This is a genomic window from Maribacter sp. Asnod2-G09, from assembly GCF_045063795.1.
Classification (GTDB): domain Bacteria; phylum Bacteroidota; class Bacteroidia; order Flavobacteriales; family Flavobacteriaceae; genus Maribacter.
Genome location: NZ_JBEFOA010000005.1, coordinates 570,905 through 594,844, shown reverse-complemented (window position 1 = coordinate 594,844; position 23,940 = coordinate 570,905). Strand labels below are relative to the sequence as shown.

The following is a 23,940-nucleotide window of genomic DNA, read 5'->3' as shown; positions in this document are numbered from 1 at the left end:
GTTATATTTGCACAACAACCATACAGTAAAATGAAAACAATATCATCAGTCGTTGAAGAGTACATTAAGAAAAAGCCATTTTTACAAAGTGCTCTAGCACAGGGCATCATCAATCTTACATCGTTATCCAGAATAGTGAAACCAGAGATTGAGCATGAATTAGGTAAAGACATTCGCAATGGCGCAATTGTAATGGCATTAAAACGCCTGTCTGATGATTTGGAATTTAGGGCTACCCATAAAATTCTAAAAGTGTTGAAAAATATTGGTGAGATCACCGTAAGATCTTCACTTACCGATTACACTTTTTTAGCTTCAGATAAAATATTGGTGCACCAAGCTAAGTTGCTTGAAGAGATCAACAATAATCAAGACGTTTTCTATACCTCTAGCCGTGGTGTAAACGAAATCAACATAGTAATTAGTAATGTGATGGATAAAACAGTTGAAAGACTGTTTAAAGACGAAAAGTGTACTCAAAAAGCCGAAGAGCTTTCATCGATTACTGTAAAACTACCTGCAGAAAACGTTTCAGTACCTGGTATTTATTACTTTATTTTTCAAAGGTTAGCATGGGAAGGAATTGTTCTTTATGAAGTAATTTCAACCACAAATGAGTTTACCATTTTAGTAAATGATGCTCAAGTAGATATGGCTTTTAAAACAATAAAGGATTTAAAGGCACTTTAGTTTTCTAAAAACTCTACAACTTCTTTATCAGATGTTGGTTTTGCCAAAAAACGTTTTTCACTATCCAATATAAAATAGGTAGGTGTGCTTTGTATGCCAAAAGTATCTGCATACTCACTTTCCCATCTACCTAATGCTATAGCGTGATTAAAACCTGGTAATGTTGCCGAAACTTCTTTCCAGTTTACATCATCATCTTCTAGCCCTACAGCGATTATTTTTAGATTGTCGTACTCTTTGACTTCTTCATGTAATGCAGGAAGCTCTTTTAAGCAGTGCGAACAGGTGCTGCTCCAGAAAACTAGCAAATAGTTCTCGGCTTCTTCCATTGCTAAAAGCGATTGTTTTTTACCATTTGCCTGCCAAGTAATATCTGGCGATACTGCTCCAATTCTTAATCGAGATGCCAGTTCTAGCTCATCGACCAATTTTTGATTATTGTTAGTTACTGCCAATTTCTTCAAATGGTTCTTGAAAATATAATCTTGCACAGCTGGCATATCATTTACATCGGCTATTTTCCATAATTGATGCATAGCCCTTTCTTGAAAACCGATCGGGGTAGTTTTTATAAACTCAGCTGTGGTTTTTACGTTTTTGTTGACCTCAATCGCTAATTGCTCTTTTGTAGTAATATCTGTAGGCAGTGCTGAAAAAGCATAACTAGCGAATTTATCGGTTAAGAAATTAGAACCCTGTAGTACTGGGTCACTAATTGCTAAATGGTCAAAATGATGTTGTTTTTTATTTTTAAGAAATGTTTCTAAATCTTCAAATTCTGACGGAATGTAACTTCTGTTTGCCTTAATGAATTTATGGGCAATAGTTGTAGCATGCTTTTCTTCAAAAGAGGTCTGTATCGCATTTAATTCTTTTATAATGCTTGTATACTCTTTATTCGATTCGTTATTGGTTTCATAAAACTCTATAAGTTTATCTTGTGCAGCAGTTATCTTAGAAAAGTATTCTCGGTACCACTTATTTTCTTCAGAATTGGTAATGGTCAAGCCATCTTTAAGATTGAAATTGAATTTTACATCTTCTTTCTTATTGTAAATGACATCGATATAAAACTCATCTTGTGGCACGGCATATACCAATCTGTACATACCAGCTTGAGCGGTTAAGGGCATTTCTAGCTCAAATGAACCATCTCTTACGGCACCGTCAACGCTATAGCGTTCACCATTCGGGGTCAGCTCATAGGCAATCAACCATTTAAAATCTTTAGGAGGGGAAAAGTTTCCGGCAATGGAACCTTGGGCTTGAATACTTAATGAAATAAATAGGAGGCAAATACTAATAAGAACTTTCATACTTTTTTTAAAACAATTATCGGACCAATATTTATTGAGCTTCTAACAAAGTGTGGTGTGATTTTTTATAAATCTTTATAGTCCACTGATGTAATGAAGCGTACGGTAAAGTCAATAAAAGTAATATTCAGAAAGCAATTGTGGGCTTTAATTTTGAAAAGCTTATGAAAATTCTTTTTCAATATTCATATGACCTAGCGCTTCAGTTATTTTTATCAGCTCTTTATCATGAACAAATCCATCAGAAATAGCCACTTCATCTAAAAGTTTAGCCACTTCTTTCTTTTTAGGTAAAGACATTTGATTAAGAATTTTAAAAGCTTTGTCTTTATTTAAATTTCTAGCTTGACCTACAAAGAAACTGTCAAAAGTAAAGCGGTCCATTAGTTGCGTAAGATATCGCATTTCTGCAGGGTCTACTTTGCTATCTGCTAGAATAACATAGTCTACCATCTTTACTAGAGCTAATTTCTCTTCTTTTGTAAAATCTATCATACTTTTAATTACTCTGTTTCTTCTCCAAGTCCAATATTAATGAATGTATCGATGATTAAGTCCATTTCTTTTTTATGGATATCACCATCAGATATAGCAACTTCATCAAGGACCTCTACTAAGGCTTTCTTTTGTTCGTGTGGTAAATTGTAGAGTGTTACTAAAGCATTATCGTACTCTAATAACTTTGCGCGTTCTAAAAATGCATCGTCAAAACCGATTTTGTCTTTAAGTTTATTTAAAGTTTCTAGCTCGCCAGGGTGAATTTTACCGTCAGCCGCTATAACTTCATAAATCATCTTTACAAAGGCTGCTTTTACAAATTCTTCAAACTCCATTCTATTTATTTTGGAGTTGAAAGATAAGGAAAACGATGAGACTTTTTAATATGGTTGTGGAAGGAGTTTTACAACATTATTAAAAGTTATGAGTAGTACTTGTTAAAATACTTGAGCACAAGATATTAAGCCTTGTCCATTTAAAATTTATTATGCTTTTTTAGAGAGCCCTATTTCAGAGAAGACATGTCGTATAACATCACTTTCTTTCTCATGAATATAGCCGTCAGATATGGCTACGTCTTTTAATATTTGGGCTAGTTTACTTTTTTTATCCTCAGGCATATCTTTTAAGATGTTTACACTTTGCTCTAAATCGATACTTCTGGCCTGAATCAAGAAATTACTATCAAAGTCAATGATGGTCATCAATTTTGTTAGGGCATTAATTTCGCCGTTATGCACTTCGCCATCGGCTACAATAACCGAATCGATTAAATGAACCATCGCCAATTTTTCTGGTATTTCAAATTCCATTATGCAATTGTTTTTTCTTTTATTTCTAAAGGCTTTAATGCCAAATATGCTCTATCAGTAGATCTTATATTTTCAAAAACTAATAACAAGCGTAATCCGTTTCGGGTCTTTTTTTCTTTGATTTTACATTGCTGTGCATGCGATTGTACATATTGTAAAACCCTAGTAAATGTTGAAGTCTGATAAAATTCTGATTGTTGGTCGCTTAAAAAGTATCCAATCATTTTACCTTGTTTCATCACTATTTTCTCTAGACCAATGCTGTTTGCTATCCATTTTATTCGAACAGAATTTAATAGATCTTGAGCTTCTTCTGGTAATTCGCCAAAGCGATCCACTAATTGTGCCTCAAATTTTTGAAGGGCTGCTTCGTCTTTTACCTGGTTCAGCTCTGTATATAACGTTAGTCTTTCAGTTATATTATTAATATAATCGTCTGGAAAGAGCAATTCGAAGTCAGAATCTATCTGAGTTTCTTTAACAAAAATCTTCTCATGCTTACCTTCGACCTCTTCGTAAAGGTCTTTAAACTCATTTTCTTTTAATTCGTCGATGGCTTCAGCTAATATTTTCTGATAGGTTTCAAAACCTATTTCATTGATGAATCCGCTTTGTTCGCCACCTAACAAATCTCCTGCACCACGAATTTCTAAATCTTTCATGGCGATATTAAAGCCGCTACCTAATTCGGTAAACTGTTCTAATGCTTCAATACGTTTACGGGCATCATTGGTCATTACTTCGTACGGTGGAGTAATAAAGTAACAAAATGCCTTCTTATTTCCACGACCGACACGACCACGCATTTGGTGCAAATCGCTTAATCCGAAATTATTGGCGTTGTTTATGAAAATGGTATTGGCATTTGTAACATCCAGCCCACTTTCAACAATAGTTGTCGATACCAAAACATCGAACTCACTATTCATGAAGCCAAGCATTAAGGCTTCTAATTTCTTTCCATCCATTTGACCGTGACCAACTGCTACTTTTGCATCGGGCACCAACCTTTGAATCATACCGGCTACTTCTTTTATATTTTCTATTCTATTATGAATAAAGAATACCTGACCGCCACGTTCGATTTCATAACTAACGGCATCTCTTATAATCTCCTCGTTAAAACGTACAACCTGACTTTCAATAGGGTACCTGTTTGGCGGTGCCGTTGTAATCGTAGAAAGATCACGAGCAGCCATCAAACTAAACTGAAGTGTTCTAGGTATTGGCGTTGCTGTTAACGTGAGTACGTCCACATTTTCTTTAATAGACTTTAATTTGTCTTTTACGGCAACTCCAAATTTCTGCTCTTCATCAACAATTAATAACCCGAGATCTTTAAATTGAACGTTTTTGTTCACTAATTGGTGGGTGCCAATAATGATATCGACCTTGCCTTCGCCTAGTCGTTGAATGGTTTCTTTTTTCTCTTTTGCTGTTCTAAATCTGTTCAGATAATCTACCGTTACCGGCATATCTTTTAATCGTTCTGCAAAAGTACGATGGTGTTGAAAGGCTAATATAGTAGTAGGTACTAAAACTGCTACTTGTTTGCCATTATCAACGGCTTTGAATGCTGCCCGAATAGCGATTTCCGTTTTTCCGAATCCTACATCACCACAAATTAAACGATCCATAGGTCGCTCACTTTCCATGTCTCTTTTTACATCTTCGGTAGCGGTACTTTGATCGGGAGTGTCTTCGTAAATAAACGAAGCCTCAAGTTCATTCTGCAAATAACTATCTGGGTTATATTGAAATCCCTTTTCTAGCCTTCTTTTTGCATAAATTTTGATAAGGTTAAACGCTATTTTCTTAACCCTCGATTTGGTCTTATCCTTAATTTTTTTCCAAGCTCCAGAACCAAGTTTATAAATTTTTGGCGGTGCACCATCTTTACCGTTGAACTTTGAAATTTTGTGTAACGAATGTATGCTTACGTATAAAATATCACGCTCACCATACATCAATTTTATAGCTTCTTGCTTTTTGCCTTCAACATCTATTTTCTGTAATCCGCCGAACTTACCAATACCGTGATCAATATGGGTTACATAGTCACCAATCTCTAGTTTGTTAATTTCCTTCAGTGTAATGGCTTGCTTTTTGGCATAACCATTCTTTAAATGAAATTTGTGGTAACGTTCAAAAATTTGATGATCGGTATAGCAAACCAGTTTTTGGTCATCGTCTATAAAGCCTTGAAATAGCGGAGAAACAATAATTTGATAATGTACATGTTCGTTAACCTCTTCGAAAATATCATGAAAACGCTTTGCTTGCTGCTCACTGGCACAAAAGATGTAATTGGTGTAGCCTTTGTCTTTATAACTATTTAAATTCTCAATTAATAAATCGAACTTCTTATTAAAAGAAGGTTGTGGTTTAGAGTGGAATTCGACAAAGTCGATAGCATCTCTTTTTGCATCTTGGGTTAAAAGAGTAAAGCTAGATAGTTGTTGTCTAAATTCTTCGCCGCCCATAAATAACTCTTCGGGTTCGGCATGCTTAATGTCTTTTGATAATTTTGTAAAAGCTTCTTTTGCCTTTTCAAAGAAATCATTTAATCTATCATATAAATAGTCGGTATTTTTAGCAAAAACTAGTGTATTTGATGCCACGTAGGTTAAAAAGCTCTGCCTTTTATCAATCAAAAACTTATCGGCCATATTCGGCACAATGGTAATTGATTTTACCTTTTCTTTAGAAAGTTGTGTTTCTACATCAAAGGTTCTAATGCTGTCTATTTCATCGCCAAAAAACTCTATTCTATAAGGCTCATCGTGCGAGAAAGAATATACATCTACAATACCACCACGAACCGAAAACTCGCCTGGTTCGGTAATGAAATCTACTCGTTTGAATTTGTATTCGAATAAAATTTCATTTAAAAAATCTAAAGAAAGTGTGTCCCCTAATTTCATTTTCAGGGTGTTCTTGTCTAATTCTTTTCTGGTGACTACTTTTTCGAAAAGTGCGTCGGGGTAAGTGACTATTACTGCTGGTTTTTTTCTAGAGTTGATTCTGTTTAAAACCTCGGCACGTAAAAGTACATTGGCATTATCTGTTTCTTCTATTTGATAAGGTCTTCTGTAGCTACCTGGGTAAAAAAGTACCTTGTCTTCGCCAATAAGGCGTTCTAGGTCATTTAAATAATAGGCAGCTTCTTCTTTGTCATTAAAAACCGCCAAGAATGGTCGGTCTTCTGCATTGAATATACTGGTAAGCACAAATGAAAGTGATGACCCTACTAGACCTTTTAATTGAATGTTTTTGGATTCTGATTTTTCAGAATCGGCAATAGTATTTTGCAGTTTCCCTATCTGGGGAGACTGATTATACCGTTGTTGGATAGAAGAATGACTCAACAGTTTAAAATTTTTACAAATATACGCATACCTAAGAAATGGATAAGACTCATTATTATCGAATATGGGTTACAGATTGCCTCTAAAAAGTTGCACCTTGGTGTGTAGCAGAAAAAGAAAAGTGATATGGAAGATAATGAGTTTGATGTTTTTGTAATAGGAAGTGGTGTTGCGGGGCAAACAGTTGCTAAAGCCTGTGTGGCTAAAGATTTAAAAGTTGCCATTACCGATAATCGTGAATTTGGTGGCACTTGTGCAAATAGAGGTTGTGATCCTAAGAAAATATTACTTGGTGCAATAGAAGCCTACGAGTTCAGTGAAAATTTAAAGGGAAAAGGCATAAGTAGGACTGCGAAAATTGATTGGAAGCAATTGCAAAAGTTCAAACGAAATTTCACTTCTAATATACCTGCTTCTACAGAGCATAATTTGATAGAATTAGGAATTACGTTGTTTCATCAATCTCCTACTTTTTTAGATAAGAATACTTTATTGGTAGAAGGTAAAAAAATCATCGCTAAGAAAATTGTCATTGCTACGGGCTTGGTGCCAAGAACATTGACTTTACCTGGAGCGAAACATTTTAAAGAGAGTGATGATTTTTTAAACCTAAAAAAGCTACCGAAGAAAATTGTTTTTGTTGGCGGAGGTTATATTGGGATGGAGTTTGCTCATATGGCGGCAAGAGCTGGAGCTATGGTTACGGTAATAGATACCGGTAAAAGACCTCTGCATGCTTTTGACGAAGATTTGGTTATTGAGCTTAGGAAATATTCTGAAACACTTGGGATTAATTTCATTTTTGAGGCTACAACTAAGGCATTGAAAAAGAAACGTAAACAACTGACACTAACCTATGAGTCAAAAGGGAAGGAGAAGACTATTGAAGGCGAAGCATTTTTTAATACCGCTGGTCGTGTACCCGCATTGGCTAGTTTAGATTTAGAAAAAGGCAATGTTGATTTTAGCGATAAAGGTGTAGAAACAAATGCGTACTTACAAAGTACTAGTAACGCAAATGTTTATGCTTGTGGAGATGTATCTGATAAGAACTTACCGTTGACTCCGCTTTCTGGTAGACAAGGTTATGTGGTTGCAGAGAACATTATAAATGGAAATGATAAAGTGTTAGAGGTTCCTGTAATTCCATCTGTTGTATTTACTTCTCCAAATTTGGCTACTGTTGGGTATTCTGAAGAAGAAGCACGTAGCCGTTATAAAAACATAAGAGTAAATTTTGAGGTTGCAACCGATTGGTTTAATGCCAAGCGAATAAATGCACCTTTATATGCTTTCAAAATCATCATGAATGATAGAACAGGCGAAATTGTTGGTGCACATCTATTAGGTCCTGATGCTGGTGAGACCATCAATATATTTACTTTAGCTATCGCTAATAAAATGACAGATAAGGATATTAAATCTACTATATTCTCTTATCCGTCTTGGGGTAATGATATAAAAAGTATGGTTTAAGATTTTTCTTGTAATCGTTCTTGTAGCTTTTTAAACGGACTAGTTTCTCGATTTTTGAAGGCATGAAAAGCAATGGCAATAAATAGGATTACCGTACCCGTCATTGCTGCGTATGCAATGTAGATATTTGATTCGTTATGTCTTACATAAATGGCGAATAATGCCCAAATGCCTACAAGGGCGAATTCTCGCATATTTCTTTTCCAAATCATTAGTAAATTAATGATGACAGCTGCTACAATCATATTTATCGTCCAGGCTTGTTCTGATAATACTCCCCCGTTCCAATCTAGTTTACTTAAAAAAGCTGATATGTTTGCAATGGTGGCTACAGTAATCCATCCGCTGTAAAAACAAATAGGCCACCAAACAAATGCAATGACCGAAATAGTGGCATCCCAACGTTCCATATTGGTGTTTAGAATAATCTTAATTAATGAAAGCAGTATTCCGAACATAATAACCACTGAAAGTCCGGTGTAATTGTACATGAATGCAATTACCCAGCAGCAGTTTAAAATATTCGCCAAGAAAAACCAGTAGCCAGTTTGTTCAATAAAATCATTAGGTTTATCACTGAAAAAAGCTCTTTTTACTTGAAAAATACCATAAGCAAGTAATCCTAAAAAGATTGGACCCCAAATAGCAAAAGCATATGGTGCGGGAGTAAACAAGTTTGCATATTGAGCACTCATTTCACCAATGGTAGTATCATTAAGAGAAAATGCTTGTGAAATGTAATTAACTACAATTACTAGAATAACAGATGCCAAATTAAGAACGGATAATTTCTTTTTCATAACTGTAAAGCTATTGTGGTTATCTTATAAAGTTATGCTCTTTAGCGTATTAAACGAACTATTTTCGGTAATTACCCTTCTTTTTCACCTCTTTTATAGGAACAGGTAATACTGCATCGCCTAAAAGTGCGTAAATCTCACAACCATCACAAGGTTCTAAGGTAAATGTTCCTGTAAATTCACCAAATGCCGGTACTATCATTTGATGTTCGGTTTTGTAAAAACAAGGCAACCGAACTGATTGTCTTCCTAATCCGCTAAGTTTAATTGCAGGATGTATATGTCCAGAAAAGTTGAATAAACTATCTCGTTCTTCTGGGTGATGGGTTAGTAGAAAAGAATCTATAATCATTTCGGGAATCACTTTAATAAGTAATTCTTCATATTTCAGCGGAGAAATAATATCGTGATTACCGCTTACTAAAATTATTTCTTGTGGAGTAGCCTGTACCCATTGTTCAAAAAGAAGCCATTCTGTGTTTAATGCAGAGTGAAATAAATCACCTAAAAAAACTATCGATTCTGGTTTAAAATGATTCACTACCGAGGTTAGTGTATCAAAATTTTGCTGTACAGCTTGTTGTGGTACAGCGGCACCGTATTTTCTAAAATGTGATACTTTGCCTAAATGAACATCACTGATCATTAACATTGATTTCTCTACCCAAAAAAGAGCGCCAGAGAAGTGCATTTCAAAAGTTTGATTATGAAGGATAATGGAATGGGTCATCGATGCAAAATTACCTATTTCTTCATCAATAGTGCAGCCATTTTTTTAATTCGGTCAGCCAATTTTTCACTTGATAATTTTTCGCGCCCCACACGCTCGGTAATTAAAGGGAAAGAGAATGGTGTGGGTTGCTCACACGCCTTCCAAACGATTTCTTGTGTTGCAATACGTTCTAAAGAAAGTCTTAAACGTCCTTCTTCTAATTGGTGTTCAAAGGTCTCGGTAAATGCTTGTTGAAACAGTAAATTGTCGGGCTCGTAATCTCTAAAAACATCAAATAATAATTGCGAACTGCTTTGTAAGTGTTTCATTTTAATACCTTTTTTGGGGTATCCGGTAAAGACCATACCGCTAATAATGGCGACATCTCTAAAACGACGACGCGCCATTTCGGTGGCATTCAAACTTTTCTGTAAATCGTCGAGCATAAAATCTGTGGTGAACAAATCATTATCTAACACTTGTTGAATGTCTATAGGTTGATCTGATAGTAGCTCAAAACCGTAATCATTAAACGCCAATGAAAAAGTAATAGGTGATAACAAGCTAATGCGATACCCTAGTAAGCTGCCCATTGCCTCATGTACAAAACGACCTTCAAAAGGATAGAAGAGATGATGGTACCCATCGCGAGTTTTAAAGGTTTCAATTAGAAATTCTGATGGTTTGGGTACAATGCTATCTCTTCGTTGTCGGTCAAAAAGAGGTTTTAAAGCTCGTATTTCTGCAGATTGATTTTTAATAGGCTCGCTAGAACTGTATAATTCATTTCTAAGTAACTCTGACATTTGAGCAGATAAGGTAAGTCTACTACCCATCCAACTCGAAATTTTATTGGTTTTCTTATTCGAGTTTTTTACCTGAACGGTCATTTCTTTTATCCGAATGAATTCTAAATTTCTACCAGCAAATGTGAATACATCACCTCTGTTTAATTTTGAAATAAAGAACTCTTCAATAGAACCAATGTAGCCACTTTTTTGGTATTTGACGGATAAATTAACATCACCGACAATAGTCCCGATTTGAAAACGGTGTCGCATCGCCACACCTCTGTTATTCACCTTAAATTTACCGTCTTCTTCAATTTCTACTTTTTTGTATTCGTCATAGCTCTGTAAACTTTGACTGCCCATTACCAAGAAGTTCAATAACCACTGCCATTTTTCTTCGGTAAGGGCTTGGTAGCAGAACGTCTGTTTTATTTCTTGATAGATTTCTTTAGGATAGAATCCGTCAGAAATCGCCAAAGTGGTTAAATACTGTAATAAGACATCATAGCTGTTGAGGTATGGCATGCGATCTTCAACCGTATTCTGCTTTACTGCTTTTTGTAATGCCGAAGCCTCTATAAGTTCAATGGCATGCGTGGGTAGAAAATAGATTACACTTTCCTTACCTGGACGGTGACCGCTACGCCCTGCGCGTTGTAAAAACCGGGCAACACCTTTTGGTCCTCCAATTTGAATAACGGTTTCCACTGGGGCAAAATCAACCCCCAAATCTAAACTTGAGGTACAAACAACTGCTTTTAGCTGTTCATTGCGAATGGCATTTTCTACCCAAACTCGTGTTTCTTTATTTATACTACCATGGTGCATTGCCATTTCACCGGCATACTCAGGGTGTTTTTCAAGAATTTTCTGAAACCAAATTTCGCATTGACTACGGGTATTGGTGAACAGTAATGTGGTTTTACTGTTGTTGATAATAGGTACAACTTCTTCTAACAAATGAAGCCCTAGATGACCACGCCAGGGAAAGGTTTCCATCTTTTTTGGAATGATACTTTTTACCGTTATTTTCTTATTGATGTTAGCTTTAATGAGGACGGAATTCTCAAGTGCTTTTGATTCTATGCCTAATAATACATCTCTAGCCTGTTCTAAATTACCTATGGTGGCCGAGATTCCCCAAATTCTTAATTGCGGCGATACATTTTTTAAGCGAGATAATGCAAGTTCCATTTGTACACCTCTTTTGGTACCCAAAATTTCATGCCATTCATCTACCACAATAGCAGTGCAATCTTTAAATATTTTCTCGTAGCCTTTTGTAGCTAGTAATAGTTGTAAGCTTTCCGGTGTTGTAATCAACAAATCGGGCATTTGCTTTTTTTGTTGCGCGCGCTCTTTGGTAGTCGTGTCTCCAGAGCGAATACCAACGGTCATTTGTGTGCCTAGATCTAAGGTAATGCGTTCTGCAGATTGCTTTATTTCTTGGGATAAAGCGCGAAGTGGGGTAATCCAAATAGCCTTTAATCCCTTTTTATGCTTTGTCTTATAATCAGGATTGTTTTTTATGTAATTCAACACAATAGGAAACCATAATGCATAGGTTTTTCCACTGCCTGTAGGAGCATTTAGTAGCCCGTTTTTACCCTGTAGAAATGCCTTCCAAGTATCTTTTTGGAATTTAAATGGTTTCCAATCTTGTTCTTGAAACCAATTTTCGGCGATATCGTAAAGTTCTTGTCTTTTTACCATTGCGAGCAAAGCGAAGCAATCTGTTTATTTAAGTTGGTTTTAGTATTATTTAATTGGGTATTAATCCCTTCAAATCCTCAAGCGTATTTGCTTCATGAATATTCTTGTCTTTTCGCCATCGTAACATTCTTGGAAAACGAGTGGCGATTCCGCTTTTATGACGCTTTGATAATGCTATACCTTCAAAAGCAATTTCGAATACATGATGCGGAGTAACACTTCGTACGGGTCCGAACCTCTCCAAGGTATTTTTCTTTATCCATGCATCAAGCTTTCTGAATTCTGCATCTGTTAATCCGGAATAAGCTTTAGCGAACGTAACCAGTTCTTTTTCTCCTTCTTCATTATCTTTCCAAAGGGCAAAGGTATAATCTGTAAAAAGATTACTTCGTCTTCCATGTCCGCGCATGGCATAAGTAAGTACGGCATCAATAGTTAATGGATCTACTTTCCATTTCCACCAGTCACCTTTTTTTCGACCTACTAAATAAGGAGAATCTTTTCTCTTAAGCATGAGTCCTTCACTATGCATTTCACGTGATCGGTCTCTTTCTCGTGTTAATTCATCCCAAGAATTAAAATGCATTGTTTCAGAAAGGTAAAGAGGGATATCACTTCGGCTCCGCTCAGCGACCTCACTTTGGCTATCTTCTTTATTTGAATTAGGTTTATTTAGCGGAGCAGAAAACACACTCGTAAACATGTTTTCCAAAATGCGTCTGCGTTCTATAAAAGGTGTTTGGCGAATGTCTTTTCCTTCCCACTCTAAAATATCATAAGCTTTTAAAATAACCGGAACTTTTTTTAATAATGCTGCGGATATATTTTTACGACCAATTCTAGTCTGTAGGTCATTAAACGTTCCGATAGTTCCATTGGGATAAGGAAGAATTTCACCATCAATGACAGTTCCATTAGGAATAACACCTACGAATTTTTTAAATTCCGGATACTTATCGGTCACTAATTCTTCACCACGGCTCCACACAAATATTTCATCGTTTCTAAGAATTACTTGCGAACGAATACCATCCCATTTATGTTCTGCAGACCATTCTTGAATATCGCCTAAGCCTGAAGCTTCGCCTTCAATAGCATAAGCCAAATAGAACGGATATGGTTTTGACAGGTAATCGCTCTCATTTTCTTCAAGCACCAATTGTTGAAAAGAAATAGCGTTAGGGTCCCAATTACCCATTAGTTTATAGGCTAAAATATCCTCATCTATCTCGGTTGCTTTGGCTAATGCTCTGGTCATCAGTTTTTGGCTAACTCCAATTCTGAATCCTCCAGTAATGAGTTTTGTAAACACAAAACGCTCGTAATAGTTAAGTACTTTCCAGTTTTCGTATAAATATGCTTTTTTGTCTTCGTCGGTTTTCTTTTTTAAGGCAATCATTTCCTCTAAAAATACGGTCAGACTTTTATCTGATGACTGATTTGCTGCGGGTATCACCAACGCAATGGTCTCTGCTAAATCACCTACTATATGGTAGCTCTCTTCAAATAGCCATAATGGAATATTCGCCAATTCTGACGCCCAAGTTCTTAGAAGGGTAGTGTTCACTGGTCGTGGCGGTCTTCTATGAGATAATATCGCTATTGTCCATACTTTATCGGCATCGTTAGCCTTTAAAAAGTAGTTGGTCAGTGCCTGTACCTTAACCGTAGTTTTATTGGTACTGTCTAATGTTTTTATGAGTAGGGCAAAATTTTTCATAAGCCCCCTTTCCCCCAAAGGGGGTATTTAATTGGATTATAAATTAAATTTATTTTCAACATAAATATTCTTAAGTTTCTATTAGTACTTTTTCTTCTTCAGATGTTGAAGAACTATCTTCTTCGCCATATTGTGTAGCTTCAGTTCTTGCATCGTACCCTTGCTCGCGTAGGTATTTTGAGAATATATCGGTGTATCCGTGTGTGCAAATGATTTTTTCTGCGCCTGTAGCTTCAATACTTTCAAGTAACCCCGTCCAATCGCAATGGTCACTTAATACAAAGCCTTTGTCAATTGCTCTTCGTCTTCGGGCACCTCTAAAGGTCATCCATCCGCTTGCGGAAGCAGTTACATAAGGCACCATTTTTCTTATCCATGTACTGCCATGTGCACTTGGTGGTGCTAAAACGATATTGCCAAGTAGTTGTCCTTTCTTTGTTTCTCTCGTAATCAATGTAGTTTTTGGAAAATCTACTAATGGTCGCAATACCTCGGTCATATTCTCAATAGCGCCGTGGGTGTATATTTCGCCAATATCAGTATTCAAGTATTTTAATAGACGCTGAGCTTTACCTAAGCTATACCCAAAAAGAATAGATGTTTTGCCTTCAGCTTTATTTTCTGCCCACCAATTATTAATATTCTCTAGAACCTCAGCTTGTGGCGTCCATTTAAAAGCTGGTAGCCCAAAAGTACATTCGGTAATAAAGGTGTTGCATTTTATAGGTTCGTACGGAGTAGAGATGCCGTCATTTTCAGTTTTATAATCCCCCGTAAATACCCAAACCTCGCCTTTATGTTCAACACGTATTTGCGATGAGCCAATTATATGACCTGCTGGGTGAAGACTAAATTTTACGTTATTTATTATAAAAGTTTCGCCCCACTCTTTTCCTTCAACATTAATCTCACCTAATCGATGTAGAATAATTGGAACATTTCTATGATGGGTAATATACTTTTTATGACCGTATCTACTATGGTCGGCATGCCCATGCGAAATAATGGCATGGTCTACTGGTTTCCACGGGTCAAGATAGACCTTGGCTTTTTCGCAATAAATGCCATTAGCAGTAAATTGTAATAGAGGAGTTTTCATAGCGACAACAAGTTACAAATTTCGCATGCAAACAAAGTTGATGACAAACTAAACTATGACCTCTAAAAAAATTATATTTGCTCAATAATTAAAAAATAAGATATGTCTTTTGCAGATTTATATAGTAGCGGTGAGCACAGAAGAAACTTAGCTCATTTCGCAGCTTTGGCAACTTTAGCGTCTATTGACGGTGAAATTAGTACTGAAGAAAAAAAATTATTAGATCGTTTCGCTACTAAATTAGATATCACTGAGTCTGAGTATTTAGAGGTTTTTAAGAAAGAGAATAAATACCCGATTGATTCTACTCCAGATTCTGAAAAAAGATTAGAGCGTTTATATGATTTATTCAGAATTGTATATTCTGATCATGAAATTGACGATGAAGAAAGACTGTTAATAAAGAAATATGCTATTGGTCTTGGCTTTACAGGTGAAAAAGCTGATGCTATTATCGAACGTTCTATAGCTATTTTTGGTGGTAGAATAGATTTTGATGACTATTTATACTTAGTAAAACATTAAGCTTTGAATAAAGTAAAAATAAAAAAGGGGAGCAATTTGCTCCCCTTTTTTTATTAATGATATTTATTTAAAAATTCTTGTAGTTTTTCGACCATGTTTTTGCTTCCACAAAAGAACGGAACACGTTGATGGAGTTCTGTTGGTTGAATATCCATAATGCGATTTTTACCACCTATTGCTATTCCGTTTGCTTGCTCGGCTAAGAAAGCCATAGGGTTACATTCGTATAACAATCTTAGTTTACCACTTTCACTTACGCTACTTTTTGGGTACATGTATATACCACCTTTAATCATGTTTCTATGAAAGTCAGAAACTAAAGATCCTATGTACCTAGAGGTATAGGGTCTATCATCTTCTTCCATTTGGCAATACTTAATGTAATCTTTTACCCCTTGGTGAAAATGCACATAGTTTCCTTCGTTTACAGAGTAAATTCTGCCATTTTCAGGAAACTTCATATTTGGGTGAGATAGGTAAAAAGTACCTAAAGCTGGGTTTAACGTAAAGCCGTTTACACCATCACCAGTTGTATATACTAACATAGTAGACGTACCGTATACTACATAACCTGCAGCAACTTGCTGATTACCTGGTTGTAAAAAATCTTCCATAGTTACGGGTGTACCTACGGGAGTTATACGTCTGTAAATAGAGAAAATAGTACCTACCGAAACATTGACATCAATGTTAGAAGATCCGTCTAATGGATCTATCAGCACTACATATTTATTTTGATGATTGTCGTCATTACTATTTATACTAATGAAACTATCTTCTTCTTCAGATGCGATACCGCATACAATTTCTCTGTTTTTTAAAGTCTGAATAAATTTGTCATTGGCAAACAGGTCAAGTTTTTGTTGATCTTCACCTTGAATGTTGGTTTCGCCAACTCCGCCTAAAATATCGATTAAGCCTGCTTTGCTCACCTCGTGGTTAACAACTTTAGCAGCTAATCTAATGGCATTGATAAGCTTTGATAATTCACCTGAGGAATATTGAAATGAATCTTGATTTTCAATAATAAATTCCCCTAGGGTCTGATTTCTTTTTGGAGACATCTTTTAGTTTATGGTTTATACAAATATCGTGTATTTTGTTAAACGTTCAATTTTCGTTTTAATTACATTTTTTAAATTTATAACTTTGTGTTTTATTTGTAACAATTATGGATTATACAATTAGGGTTGCCCAAAGAGAAGATATGAAGCAAGTGCTTCACTTAATTCAAGAACTCGCCTCTTTTGAAAAGGAAGATGATGCCGTAGAAGTGAGTGTTCAGAATTTAGAGGAAGATGGATTTGGTAAGCAGAAATTGTTTCACTGTTTTGTTGCAGAAAAGAATGATAAAATTGTGGGTATGGCTTTGGTGTACCCTCGGTATTCTACTTGGAAAGGACCCGTTATTCATTTAGAAGATTTAATTGTTACAGAAGAAATGCGTGGTAGCGGTTTAGGTACCGCACTTTTAAATGAAGTCGTTAAATATGGCGATGCATTAGGTGTAAAAAGAATAAGTTGGGAAGTAATCGATTGGAACGAGCCCGCAATTGGTTTTTACGAAAGTAAAGGAGCCAATGTAATGCGTGATTGGGATGTTGTTCAGTTAGATGAAACTGGCATGAAAGAATATTTAAGCGCATTAGCTTAATTAAGAAGAACTATAAAATTTAGAGAGCAATAGCATATGAGAGTTTTTAAATTTGGAGGAGCATCGGTTAAAGATGCAAATGCGGTTAAAAATGTAGTTAAGGTTTTGAAAGAAGTAGGGTATGAAAATACGCTATTGGTAGTATCGGCAATGGGTAAGACCACCAATGCTATGGAAGATATTATAAATGCTTATTTCAATGATAAAAAAGATATACCATCTAAGGTAGCCGAAATGGTTGATTATCATTTAGATATTGTATCTGAACTATTCCCTAATGCACAACATGCTATTTATAAGGAAATAAAGGTGCTTGTCGATGAAATTAACGGCTTCTTAGTATGGAATAAATCGCCTAATTATAACTTCGTTTACGATCAAATTGTTGGTTACGGAGAATTGATTTCTACTACCATTATCAGTGCTTATTTTAAAGAAATAGGTATCGCTAATAATTGGTTAGACGTTAGAAATTTTATTAAAACAGATAGTAATTATAGAGATACTACGGTAGATTGGGAGCGTACTCAAAAGAACGTTACTACGATAGATCAAAAAGTATTGAATATTACACAAGGATTTTTGGGTAGCGATGATAATAATTTTTCTACCACATTGGGTCGTGAAGGTTCAGATTATTCTGCTGCAATTTTAGCCTATTGTTTAAATGCAGATTCTGTTACGATTTGGAAAGATGTACCGGGCGTTTTAAATGCCGATCCTAGATATTTTAAAGAAACGCAATTGCTTAATAATATATCTTATCGAGAAGCTATTGAGTTAGCATTTTATGGGGCATCTGTAATTCACCCAAAAACATTACAACCTTTACAGCGAAAAGAGATTCCGCTTCATGTAAAATCATTTGTTGATCCTACAGGTAAAGGAACTACGGTTGGCAAAGGTGTTGGTATTGAACCAAAAGTGCCTTGTTTTATAGTGAAGAAAAATCAGGTTTTAATGAAGTTGTCTTCTCTAGATTTCTCTTTTATTGTTGAAGATAGTATTAGTGAGCTATTTAAATTATTTCATCAGCATAAAATAAAGGTTGATCTCATTCAAAATTCTGCCATTAGTTTTTCTGTTTGTATCGATAATAAATTTGGAGGCTTAGATGCACTTTTACAGCAACTGAAAAGCAAGTTTAAAGTGGCGCATCATGAGAATGTTTCGCTATACACTATCAGACATTTTAATACTAAAGCGCTAGAATCGTTGCAGAACGGTCATGAGTTATTATTAGAACAACGTGGTACAGAAACGGTGCAGTTGGTTGTGAAGTAATTTTAAGGTCATTTCAATAATTTTTAATAGGTAGCTACAAAGGCTATTTTCCTATATTTACAGTCTAATCGATGATGATTTATGGGTTTAGTTACCGCGAAGGAAATTGCCAATGCTCTCAAGCTCTCCAAATATGGAGTGTTTGGTACTTTTATTGGTTGGGTGCTGTTGAAGGTAACTAGATTATCTGGCATTAATCGTTATTATGATACTATTGCTCACTTAGAGGGTGAAGATTACGCAAATGCAATTCTAGAGCATTTTGAAATTGACTATGAAATTCCAGAGGAAGATTTTAGACGTTTGCCAAAAGATGGTCCGTATGTGACTATTAGCAATCACCCGTTGGGTGCTATTGATGGTATTTTGTTGTTCAAATTAATGGTGAAGCAACGACCAGATTATAAGATAATGGCTAATTTCTTATTGCAAAGAATGGTGCCGCTAGAGCCTTTTGTTTTACCTGTAAATCCGTTTAGCGAACATAAAGATGCCAGAAGTAATTTAGCCGGATTCAAGAAAACTTTAGAGCATTTAAAAAATGGTCACGTATTAGGGGTTTTTCCTGCTGGTGAAGTTTCAACCCATAAAGATGGTAAGCTCATTGTAGATAAACCTTGGGAAGAAGCTGCCATAAAATTGATTAGAAAGGCAAATGTACCTGTTGTTCCTATTTATTTTCACGCCAAAAATAGTTCGTTGTTTTACCGAATTTCTAAGTTGGGAGATTCGCTACGAACAGCAATGATTCCTTCTCAGGTGTTTTCTCAAAGAAATAGACCTATTAAGGTGAGAATTGGGCAGCCGATTTCTGTCGCTACCCAAAAAGAACAGACAAGTTTAGAAGAATACACAGATTTGTTACGCCGCAAAACCTATATGTTGTCTAACGCATATGAGAAAGAGCGTTTAATAGATCAAATACCTACTTCCCTTAAAATACCCAAGCAACCTAAGAAAATTGCTGATGCGGTTCGTAAAGAGGTTATGGAAGGTGAAATTGAGAAACTTAGGGAGAAAGATTGTCGTTTGCTTCAAAGTAAGAATTATGAAGTCTTTCTAGCTACGGAAAAGGATATGCCTTTTATTTTGAAGGAAATTGGAAGACAGCGCGAAGTAACCTTTAGAGCCATTGGTGAGGGAACGAATAAAGCTATTGATCTCGATAGTTTTGATAGCTATTATCATCATCTTTTTTTATGGGATTCTGAGGCTAAATGTATTGTAGGTGCCTATAGAATGGGCATGGGTTCTGAAATTTTCCCTAAACATGGTATTGATGGTTTTTATCTTCAAGATCTTTTTAGAGTAGAACCAGAATTATATGATATGATGGAGCACTCTATTGAAATGGGTCGTGCCTATATCACTAAAGAATACCAGCAAAAACCAATGCCCCTGTTTCTACTTTGGAAGGGGATTGTGCATACGACTTTAAGATTTCCAGAACATAAGTATTTAATAGGTGGGGTAAGTATCAGTAATCAGTTTTCGAACTTCTCTAAATCGTTGATGATCGAGTTTATGAAGTCTAATTATTGGGATCCTTATGTAGCGCAATACATAAGACCTAAAAAGGAATTCAAGGTGAAATTGAAGGATGCTGATAAGGAGTTCGTTTTTGATGAAACCCAAGCCGATTTAAATAAATTCGATCGTTTAATAGATGAGGTAGAACCTGGTAGTTTACGTTTGCCGGTATTAATTAAAAAGTACATCAAACAAAATGCAAAAGTAGTTGCGTTTAATGTGGATCCATTATTCAATAACTCGGTAGACGGATTAATGTATATTAAAATTGCCGATTTACCTGAGAGTACCGTAAAACCAGTTATGGAGGAATTTCAAGCAGAATTGGAACGAAAGTTATTGGAGTCTCAAAATCCTGAAGCAGAAGCGTAATTTAGTCTATACCAACAACGCTGCTACGTCTTTCAAAAAGTACATTATCTACCCATTTGCCGTGTAATTTACCAACACGCTCGCGTTTACCGATCATTCTAAAGCCTGTAGCTTCATGAATTTTAATGCTACCATAGTTTGTTGGGAAGATACCAGATTGTAACGTCCAGAAGCCTTCTTGTTCGCTTGCCGATATAACATGCTCTAACAATAACTTGCCTAAACCTTTGCCACGGCTATTTTTAGAAATATAGACACTTATTTCTGCGACACCACCATATACACATCTGTTAGAAACAGGGGAGAGGGCAACCCAGCCCATAATTTCAGTATTGCTTTCGGCAACAAAACGGCAGGTGCTCATGTGTGCTTTATTCCAAACTTCAAATGTGGGTACGTTGGTTTCGAATGTTGCTATGCCAGTATCAATGCCTTCTTTGTAAATATTGGCAACGAATTCCCAATCTATCCGCAACATGGTTCTTATTGTTATAGCATTCATATCGAATTTTTTTAGCAACAATTGCTTTTAGTGGTGTCGAAGAAAGAATTCAATACCGTTTGTATTTCGGTCCATTTCGGAAGATTTATGCAATAGCATACTTTTTTACCTTCAATTTCACCTCTAATTAAATCTATACTCTTGAGCTCTTTTAAATGCTGCGAGATAGTTGGCTGAGCTAAACCAATTTCATCAACAATGTCATTACAAATACACGCATCTTGCTGACTTATATATTGTAAAATGGCAATGCGTGCAGGGTTGGATAGTACCTTAAATATAATCGCCAACTGATTCTGTTCTACATTAAATATTTGTGTTTTAGTTATTCCCATTTCATATTTATATATTGCTATATTACGATGATATTAAATATAAAAAAAGCCAGATGAAATCTCAACTGGCTTAGGTTATTTAGAACCAAGGTTTTCTGCCTACTTGGTAGGTGTTGTAAAACTCTTCGTCTGATTTTGTTAGATAGATGATACCTTCAATTAAACCTATTACCGCGGTAGCGGTTAGTATAAAACCTCCAATTACAAAACAAACAGTTATGTAACCAATTACACTCGCACCTAATAAGATGAAACCTTCCTTCTGATATCCTAATATGAACTTATGAACACCTAAAGAACCAAGTACAATAGCTAAAATACCAACTAAAACCTTTTTGTTTTCTGTTCCGCCTCCACTGAAAGCTTCTTTTGCTCCTGCAGTAAATTCATTGGCCGTCTTTTTAGCTCCTTCGCTAAATTCCTTAGCAGATTCTTCTGCCTTATCTCCAAAATCTTTATTCTCGTCTGACATTTTTTTGTTGTTTGGTGGTTATTATAAGCGATAAATGTAGCGATTATTTTAACATCATAGAAATGCTTTATCAATTGGTTCCCAAAGTTCTAGCTTATTTCCGTCGGGGTCTAAAATCCATCCGAATTTTCCATATTCGAATTCTTGCATCTCACCGACCACCGTAACTCCTTCTTCATTGAGTACTTCTAATAGTTCTACAAGATTTTCTACCCTAAAATTCATCATAAAACTTGATTGACTAGGTTCAAAATAGTTGGTGTCGTCTTTCATGGGACTCCATTGTGTTGAGCAATCGTTGCCTTCTTTGTCTTTCCACCAAAATGTACAACCGTATTGATCTGTATTAAGCCCTAAATGCTTGTTGTACCAATTTTTAGAATGGTCAGGATCTTTCGTTTTGAAAAAGAATCCGCCTAAACCTGTTACTCTTTTTTTCATATCGATTTATTTTTTGATATTCTTCACGTATAAACTAATCCATTCTGTCGCGGTCATTTTAGTGCATAGTTCTGCAATCAATTCGTAAGGAATATCACCCATACTTTTAAACCGAACACAACTTTTGCCCATGTCTAGTTTGCGTTTGCAATGAATTGGGTATTCGTTCTTGAACCAGTTCATTAGAGATGGGTCTGCATAAATGCCGGAGTGGTAAAGTGCTATAAAATTTTTCTGAGAAGCTAAATTAATAAAAGGTAAAGGTAGTTCTGGTTTTACATGGTACCCTGGTTCGTATAAAGAATGTGGAACTACGTAGCCCAACATGCCATAACTTAATTGCTCTTCAAAACCATCGGGTAAATTCTTTGAAATAATACCTCTTAGCTTTTCAATTACCACTTTGCGTTCTTGTGGTAGTTGAGCAATATATTCGTCTGGTGAGTTGGCTTCGTATTTCATGTTACTCCAAAAATTTAGCTTTTATCTTGTCTACTACAGTCTGTGCTAATTTAATTTTGCTTTCAACCGTCCACCCTGCTACATGGGGTGATAGTATTACCTGATCAGATTTAATTAGGTATTGAAATGCTTCAGGTAAATTATCATCTGTGAACATATTTTCGAAAGATGCTTTTTCATATTCTAACACATCTAAACCTGCCCCTAGAACTTGGCCAGATTTTAAGGCATCTACCAAAGCTGTAGTTATAATGCATTTACCTCTGGCGGTATTAATAATCCAAATCGGATTTTTAAATTTCTCAAGAAACTCTGAATCGACCATACCTATAGTTAATTCTGTCTGTGGTACGTGTAAGCTAATGACATCGACTCTATTTTGAAATTCTATAATACCTACTTGACGTGCATTTTCATCTTCTATACCACCTTGAATGTCGTAACAAATAACTTCTTCTACATCAAAACCTTTTAGCTTTTTAGCAAATGCTTTACCCATATTACCGTAGCCTATAATACCAACAACCTTACCTTCTAGCTCAATGCCACGGTTGCCCTCGCGATCCCATTTGCCACTTCTTACTTCTTTGTCTGCCGTGTTCAGCTTATTAAAAAGGGATAAAAGCATACCTAAAGCATGTTCACCTACAGCATTACGATTGCCCTCGGGTGCGGCAGCAAGAAATATACCGAGCGACTTAGCATGTTGTGTATCTATATTTTCTAAACCGGCGCCTAATCTTCCTATAAATTTTAAGTTTTTTGCTTTGTCTAAAAAGGCAGCATCTATCGAGAATCTACTTCGAATTATGAGTCCGTCATACTCTTCGATCTTGGCTTCTATTTCTTCTTTTGTAGAGCTATAATCTTCATCGTTTTGAAAACCTAATTCAGAAAATTGCTCAATTATTAGTGGGTGATTTATATCTACGTGTAATACTTTCATTTATGTTTAATTATATTTTGGGGTAATCTGTTTGTGTTTTTTCGTCTTTAACGTTACCGGTATGTGCGGTGCTTAATTTTTCAAATAACATGAGTTGTACCACTTCATCGTTTTTGGTCATGGGGCAGTGCTCAACACCTTTGGGTACTATAATAATTTCACCTTGTTGAACAACTTCTGTTCGATCTCGAAATTGCATATAAAGCGTGCCTTTTACAACTTGAAAAAGTTCGTCTTCATTTTCATGCGCATGCCATACAAACTCACCTTTGATCTTTGCCAATAGCACTTGCATATTGTCAACAATACCTATTTGGTGCGGATGCCAAAAATCATTTACATGATCATACTTTTCTTTTAGGTTAATACTTTTCATGTGTATTAGTTTTATCCTGCTTTAGAATAAAAGGGTCGTTTATTTT

24 protein-coding genes are annotated in these 23,940 nt (G+C 35.7%); 6 read left to right on the top strand and 18 right to left on the bottom strand.

The features are described from left to right. The first annotated feature begins 30 nt into the window (after nt 1–30). Entirely contained in the window at nt 31–690 is a 660-nt protein-coding gene (locus tag ACJJVT_RS14585; RefSeq protein ID WP_073241969.1) for an aspartate kinase, read from the top strand. Here the strand turns inward: ACJJVT_RS14585 and ACJJVT_RS14580 are convergent. From ACJJVT_RS14580 to mfd, 5 genes are all read right to left on the bottom strand, one after another. Further along, the gene (locus ACJJVT_RS14580; protein ID WP_405399679.1) at nt 687–2,006 is read right to left on the bottom strand and encodes a TlpA family protein disulfide reductase; all 1,320 of its coding nucleotides are present in this window, start codon (nt 2,004–2,006) and stop codon (nt 687–689) included. The genes ACJJVT_RS14585 and ACJJVT_RS14580 overlap by 4 nt on opposite strands. A 162-nt stretch (nt 2,007–2,168) precedes the next feature. After that, nucleotides 2,169–2,501, bottom strand: a complete 333-nt coding sequence (locus ACJJVT_RS14575; RefSeq protein WP_405399678.1) for a hypothetical protein — start codon at nt 2,499–2,501, stop codon at nt 2,169–2,171. A gap of 8 nt (nt 2,502–2,509) precedes the next feature. After that, nucleotides 2,510–2,839, bottom strand: coding sequence for a hypothetical protein (locus ACJJVT_RS14570; RefSeq protein WP_405399677.1), 330 nt, complete (start codon nt 2,837–2,839; stop codon nt 2,510–2,512). Between the two features lie 150 nt (nt 2,840–2,989). Next, nucleotides 2,990–3,316 carry a TerB family tellurite resistance protein gene (locus ACJJVT_RS14565; RefSeq protein ID WP_405399676.1) on the bottom strand — a complete coding sequence of 109 codons (327 nt, stop codon included), beginning with the start codon at nt 3,314–3,316 and terminating at the stop codon, nt 2,990–2,992. Further along, entirely contained in the window at nt 3,316–6,684 is a 3,369-nt protein-coding gene (mfd, locus tag ACJJVT_RS14560; RefSeq protein WP_405399675.1) for a transcription-repair coupling factor, read from the bottom strand. Before mfd ends, ACJJVT_RS14565 begins: the two co-directional genes overlap by 1 nt. Before the next feature lie 126 nt (nt 6,685–6,810). Between mfd and ACJJVT_RS14555 the strand changes: the two genes are divergently transcribed. Next, nucleotides 6,811–8,160: a dihydrolipoyl dehydrogenase family protein gene (locus ACJJVT_RS14555; RefSeq protein ID WP_405399673.1), complete on the top strand. Its 1,350-nt coding sequence runs from the start codon at nt 6,811–6,813 to the stop codon at nt 8,158–8,160. On the opposite strand, the gene ACJJVT_RS14550 is transcribed toward ACJJVT_RS14555, so the two are convergent. The 5 genes from ACJJVT_RS14550 to ACJJVT_RS14530 all read right to left on the bottom strand — a co-directional run bounded on the left by ACJJVT_RS14550 (nt 8,157) and on the right by ACJJVT_RS14530 (nt 14,995). Beyond that, on the bottom strand, nt 8,157–8,960 hold the full coding sequence (locus tag ACJJVT_RS14550) for a tryptophan-rich sensory protein (protein ID WP_405399672.1): 804 nt from the start codon (nt 8,958–8,960) through the stop codon (nt 8,157–8,159). The two genes, ACJJVT_RS14555 and ACJJVT_RS14550, sit on opposite strands and share 4 nt — an antisense overlap. A 58-nt stretch (nt 8,961–9,018) precedes the next feature. Further along, a complete protein-coding gene (gene pdeM, locus ACJJVT_RS14545; protein ID WP_405399671.1) occupies nt 9,019–9,690 on the bottom strand; it encodes a ligase-associated DNA damage response endonuclease PdeM in 672 nt (223 codons plus the stop codon). A gap of 14 nt (nt 9,691–9,704) precedes the next feature. Then, nucleotides 9,705–12,176 (bottom strand): ligase-associated DNA damage response DEXH box helicase, encoded by a 2,472-nt coding sequence (locus ACJJVT_RS14540; RefSeq protein WP_405399670.1) that lies wholly within the window; start codon nt 12,174–12,176, stop codon nt 9,705–9,707. A 49-nt stretch (nt 12,177–12,225) separates the two neighbouring features. Beyond that, a complete protein-coding gene (locus tag ACJJVT_RS14535; RefSeq protein WP_405399669.1) occupies nt 12,226–13,896 on the bottom strand; it encodes an ATP-dependent DNA ligase in 1,671 nt (556 codons plus the stop codon). A gap of 70 nt (nt 13,897–13,966) precedes the next feature. Next, nucleotides 13,967–14,995 (bottom strand): ligase-associated DNA damage response exonuclease, encoded by a 1,029-nt coding sequence (locus ACJJVT_RS14530; protein ID WP_405399667.1) that lies wholly within the window; start codon nt 14,993–14,995, stop codon nt 13,967–13,969. 102 nt (nt 14,996–15,097) lie between these two features. Between ACJJVT_RS14530 and ACJJVT_RS14525 the strand changes: the two genes are divergently transcribed. Next, the gene (locus ACJJVT_RS14525; RefSeq protein ID WP_405399666.1) at nt 15,098–15,520 is read left to right on the top strand and encodes a TerB family tellurite resistance protein; all 423 of its coding nucleotides are present in this window, start codon (nt 15,098–15,100) and stop codon (nt 15,518–15,520) included. 53 nt (nt 15,521–15,573) lie between these two features. On the opposite strand, the gene fbp is transcribed toward ACJJVT_RS14525, so the two are convergent. Beyond that, on the bottom strand, nt 15,574–16,584 hold the full coding sequence (gene fbp / locus ACJJVT_RS14520; protein WP_303598317.1) for a class 1 fructose-bisphosphatase: 1,011 nt from the start codon (nt 16,582–16,584) through the stop codon (nt 15,574–15,576). A gap of 107 nt (nt 16,585–16,691) precedes the next feature. Here fbp and ACJJVT_RS14515 point away from each other — a divergent pair, with 107 nt between their 5' ends. The 3 genes from ACJJVT_RS14515 to ACJJVT_RS14505 all read left to right on the top strand — a co-directional run bounded on the left by ACJJVT_RS14515 (nt 16,692) and on the right by ACJJVT_RS14505 (nt 20,360). After that, nucleotides 16,692–17,174, top strand: coding sequence for a GNAT family N-acetyltransferase (locus tag ACJJVT_RS14515; RefSeq protein ID WP_405399665.1), 483 nt, complete (start codon nt 16,692–16,694; stop codon nt 17,172–17,174). Nucleotides 17,175–17,210: 36 nt separating this feature from the next. Continuing rightward, on the top strand, nt 17,211–18,458 hold the full coding sequence (locus ACJJVT_RS14510; protein ID WP_405399664.1) for an aspartate kinase: 1,248 nt from the start codon (nt 17,211–17,213) through the stop codon (nt 18,456–18,458). An 81-nt stretch (nt 18,459–18,539) separates the two neighbouring features. Then, a complete protein-coding gene (locus ACJJVT_RS14505; RefSeq protein ID WP_405399663.1) occupies nt 18,540–20,360 on the top strand; it encodes a GNAT family N-acyltransferase in 1,821 nt (606 codons plus the stop codon). A gap of 1 nt (nt 20,361) precedes the next feature. Here the strand turns inward: ACJJVT_RS14505 and ACJJVT_RS14500 are convergent, their stop codons facing one another. From ACJJVT_RS14500 to ACJJVT_RS14470, 7 genes are all read right to left on the bottom strand, one after another. Beyond that, nucleotides 20,362–20,862, bottom strand: a complete 501-nt coding sequence (locus tag ACJJVT_RS14500; RefSeq protein ID WP_405399661.1) for a GNAT family N-acetyltransferase — start codon at nt 20,860–20,862, stop codon at nt 20,362–20,364. An 11-nt stretch (nt 20,863–20,873) separates the two neighbouring features. Then, nucleotides 20,874–21,197 (bottom strand): ArsR/SmtB family transcription factor, encoded by a 324-nt coding sequence (locus tag ACJJVT_RS14495; protein ID WP_405399660.1) that lies wholly within the window; start codon nt 21,195–21,197, stop codon nt 20,874–20,876. A 79-nt stretch (nt 21,198–21,276) separates the two neighbouring features. After that, nucleotides 21,277–21,669, bottom strand: coding sequence for a TM2 domain-containing protein (locus tag ACJJVT_RS14490; RefSeq protein WP_405399658.1), 393 nt, complete (start codon nt 21,667–21,669; stop codon nt 21,277–21,279). Between the two features lie 54 nt (nt 21,670–21,723). Further along, on the bottom strand, nt 21,724–22,110 hold the full coding sequence (locus ACJJVT_RS14485; RefSeq protein WP_405399656.1) for a VOC family protein: 387 nt from the start codon (nt 22,108–22,110) through the stop codon (nt 21,724–21,726). A gap of 6 nt (nt 22,111–22,116) precedes the next feature. Further along, complete coding sequence (locus tag ACJJVT_RS14480; protein WP_405399654.1) at nt 22,117–22,572, bottom strand: DUF1801 domain-containing protein; 456 nt, start codon at nt 22,570–22,572, stop codon at nt 22,117–22,119. A 1-nt stretch (nt 22,573) separates the two neighbouring features. Beyond that, a complete protein-coding gene (locus ACJJVT_RS14475; protein ID WP_405399653.1) occupies nt 22,574–23,518 on the bottom strand; it encodes a 2-hydroxyacid dehydrogenase in 945 nt (314 codons plus the stop codon). Between the two features lie 10 nt (nt 23,519–23,528). Further along, nucleotides 23,529–23,894, bottom strand: a complete 366-nt coding sequence (locus ACJJVT_RS14470) for a cupin domain-containing protein (RefSeq protein ID WP_405399652.1) — start codon at nt 23,892–23,894, stop codon at nt 23,529–23,531. Nucleotides 23,895–23,940 lie beyond the last annotated feature (46 nt).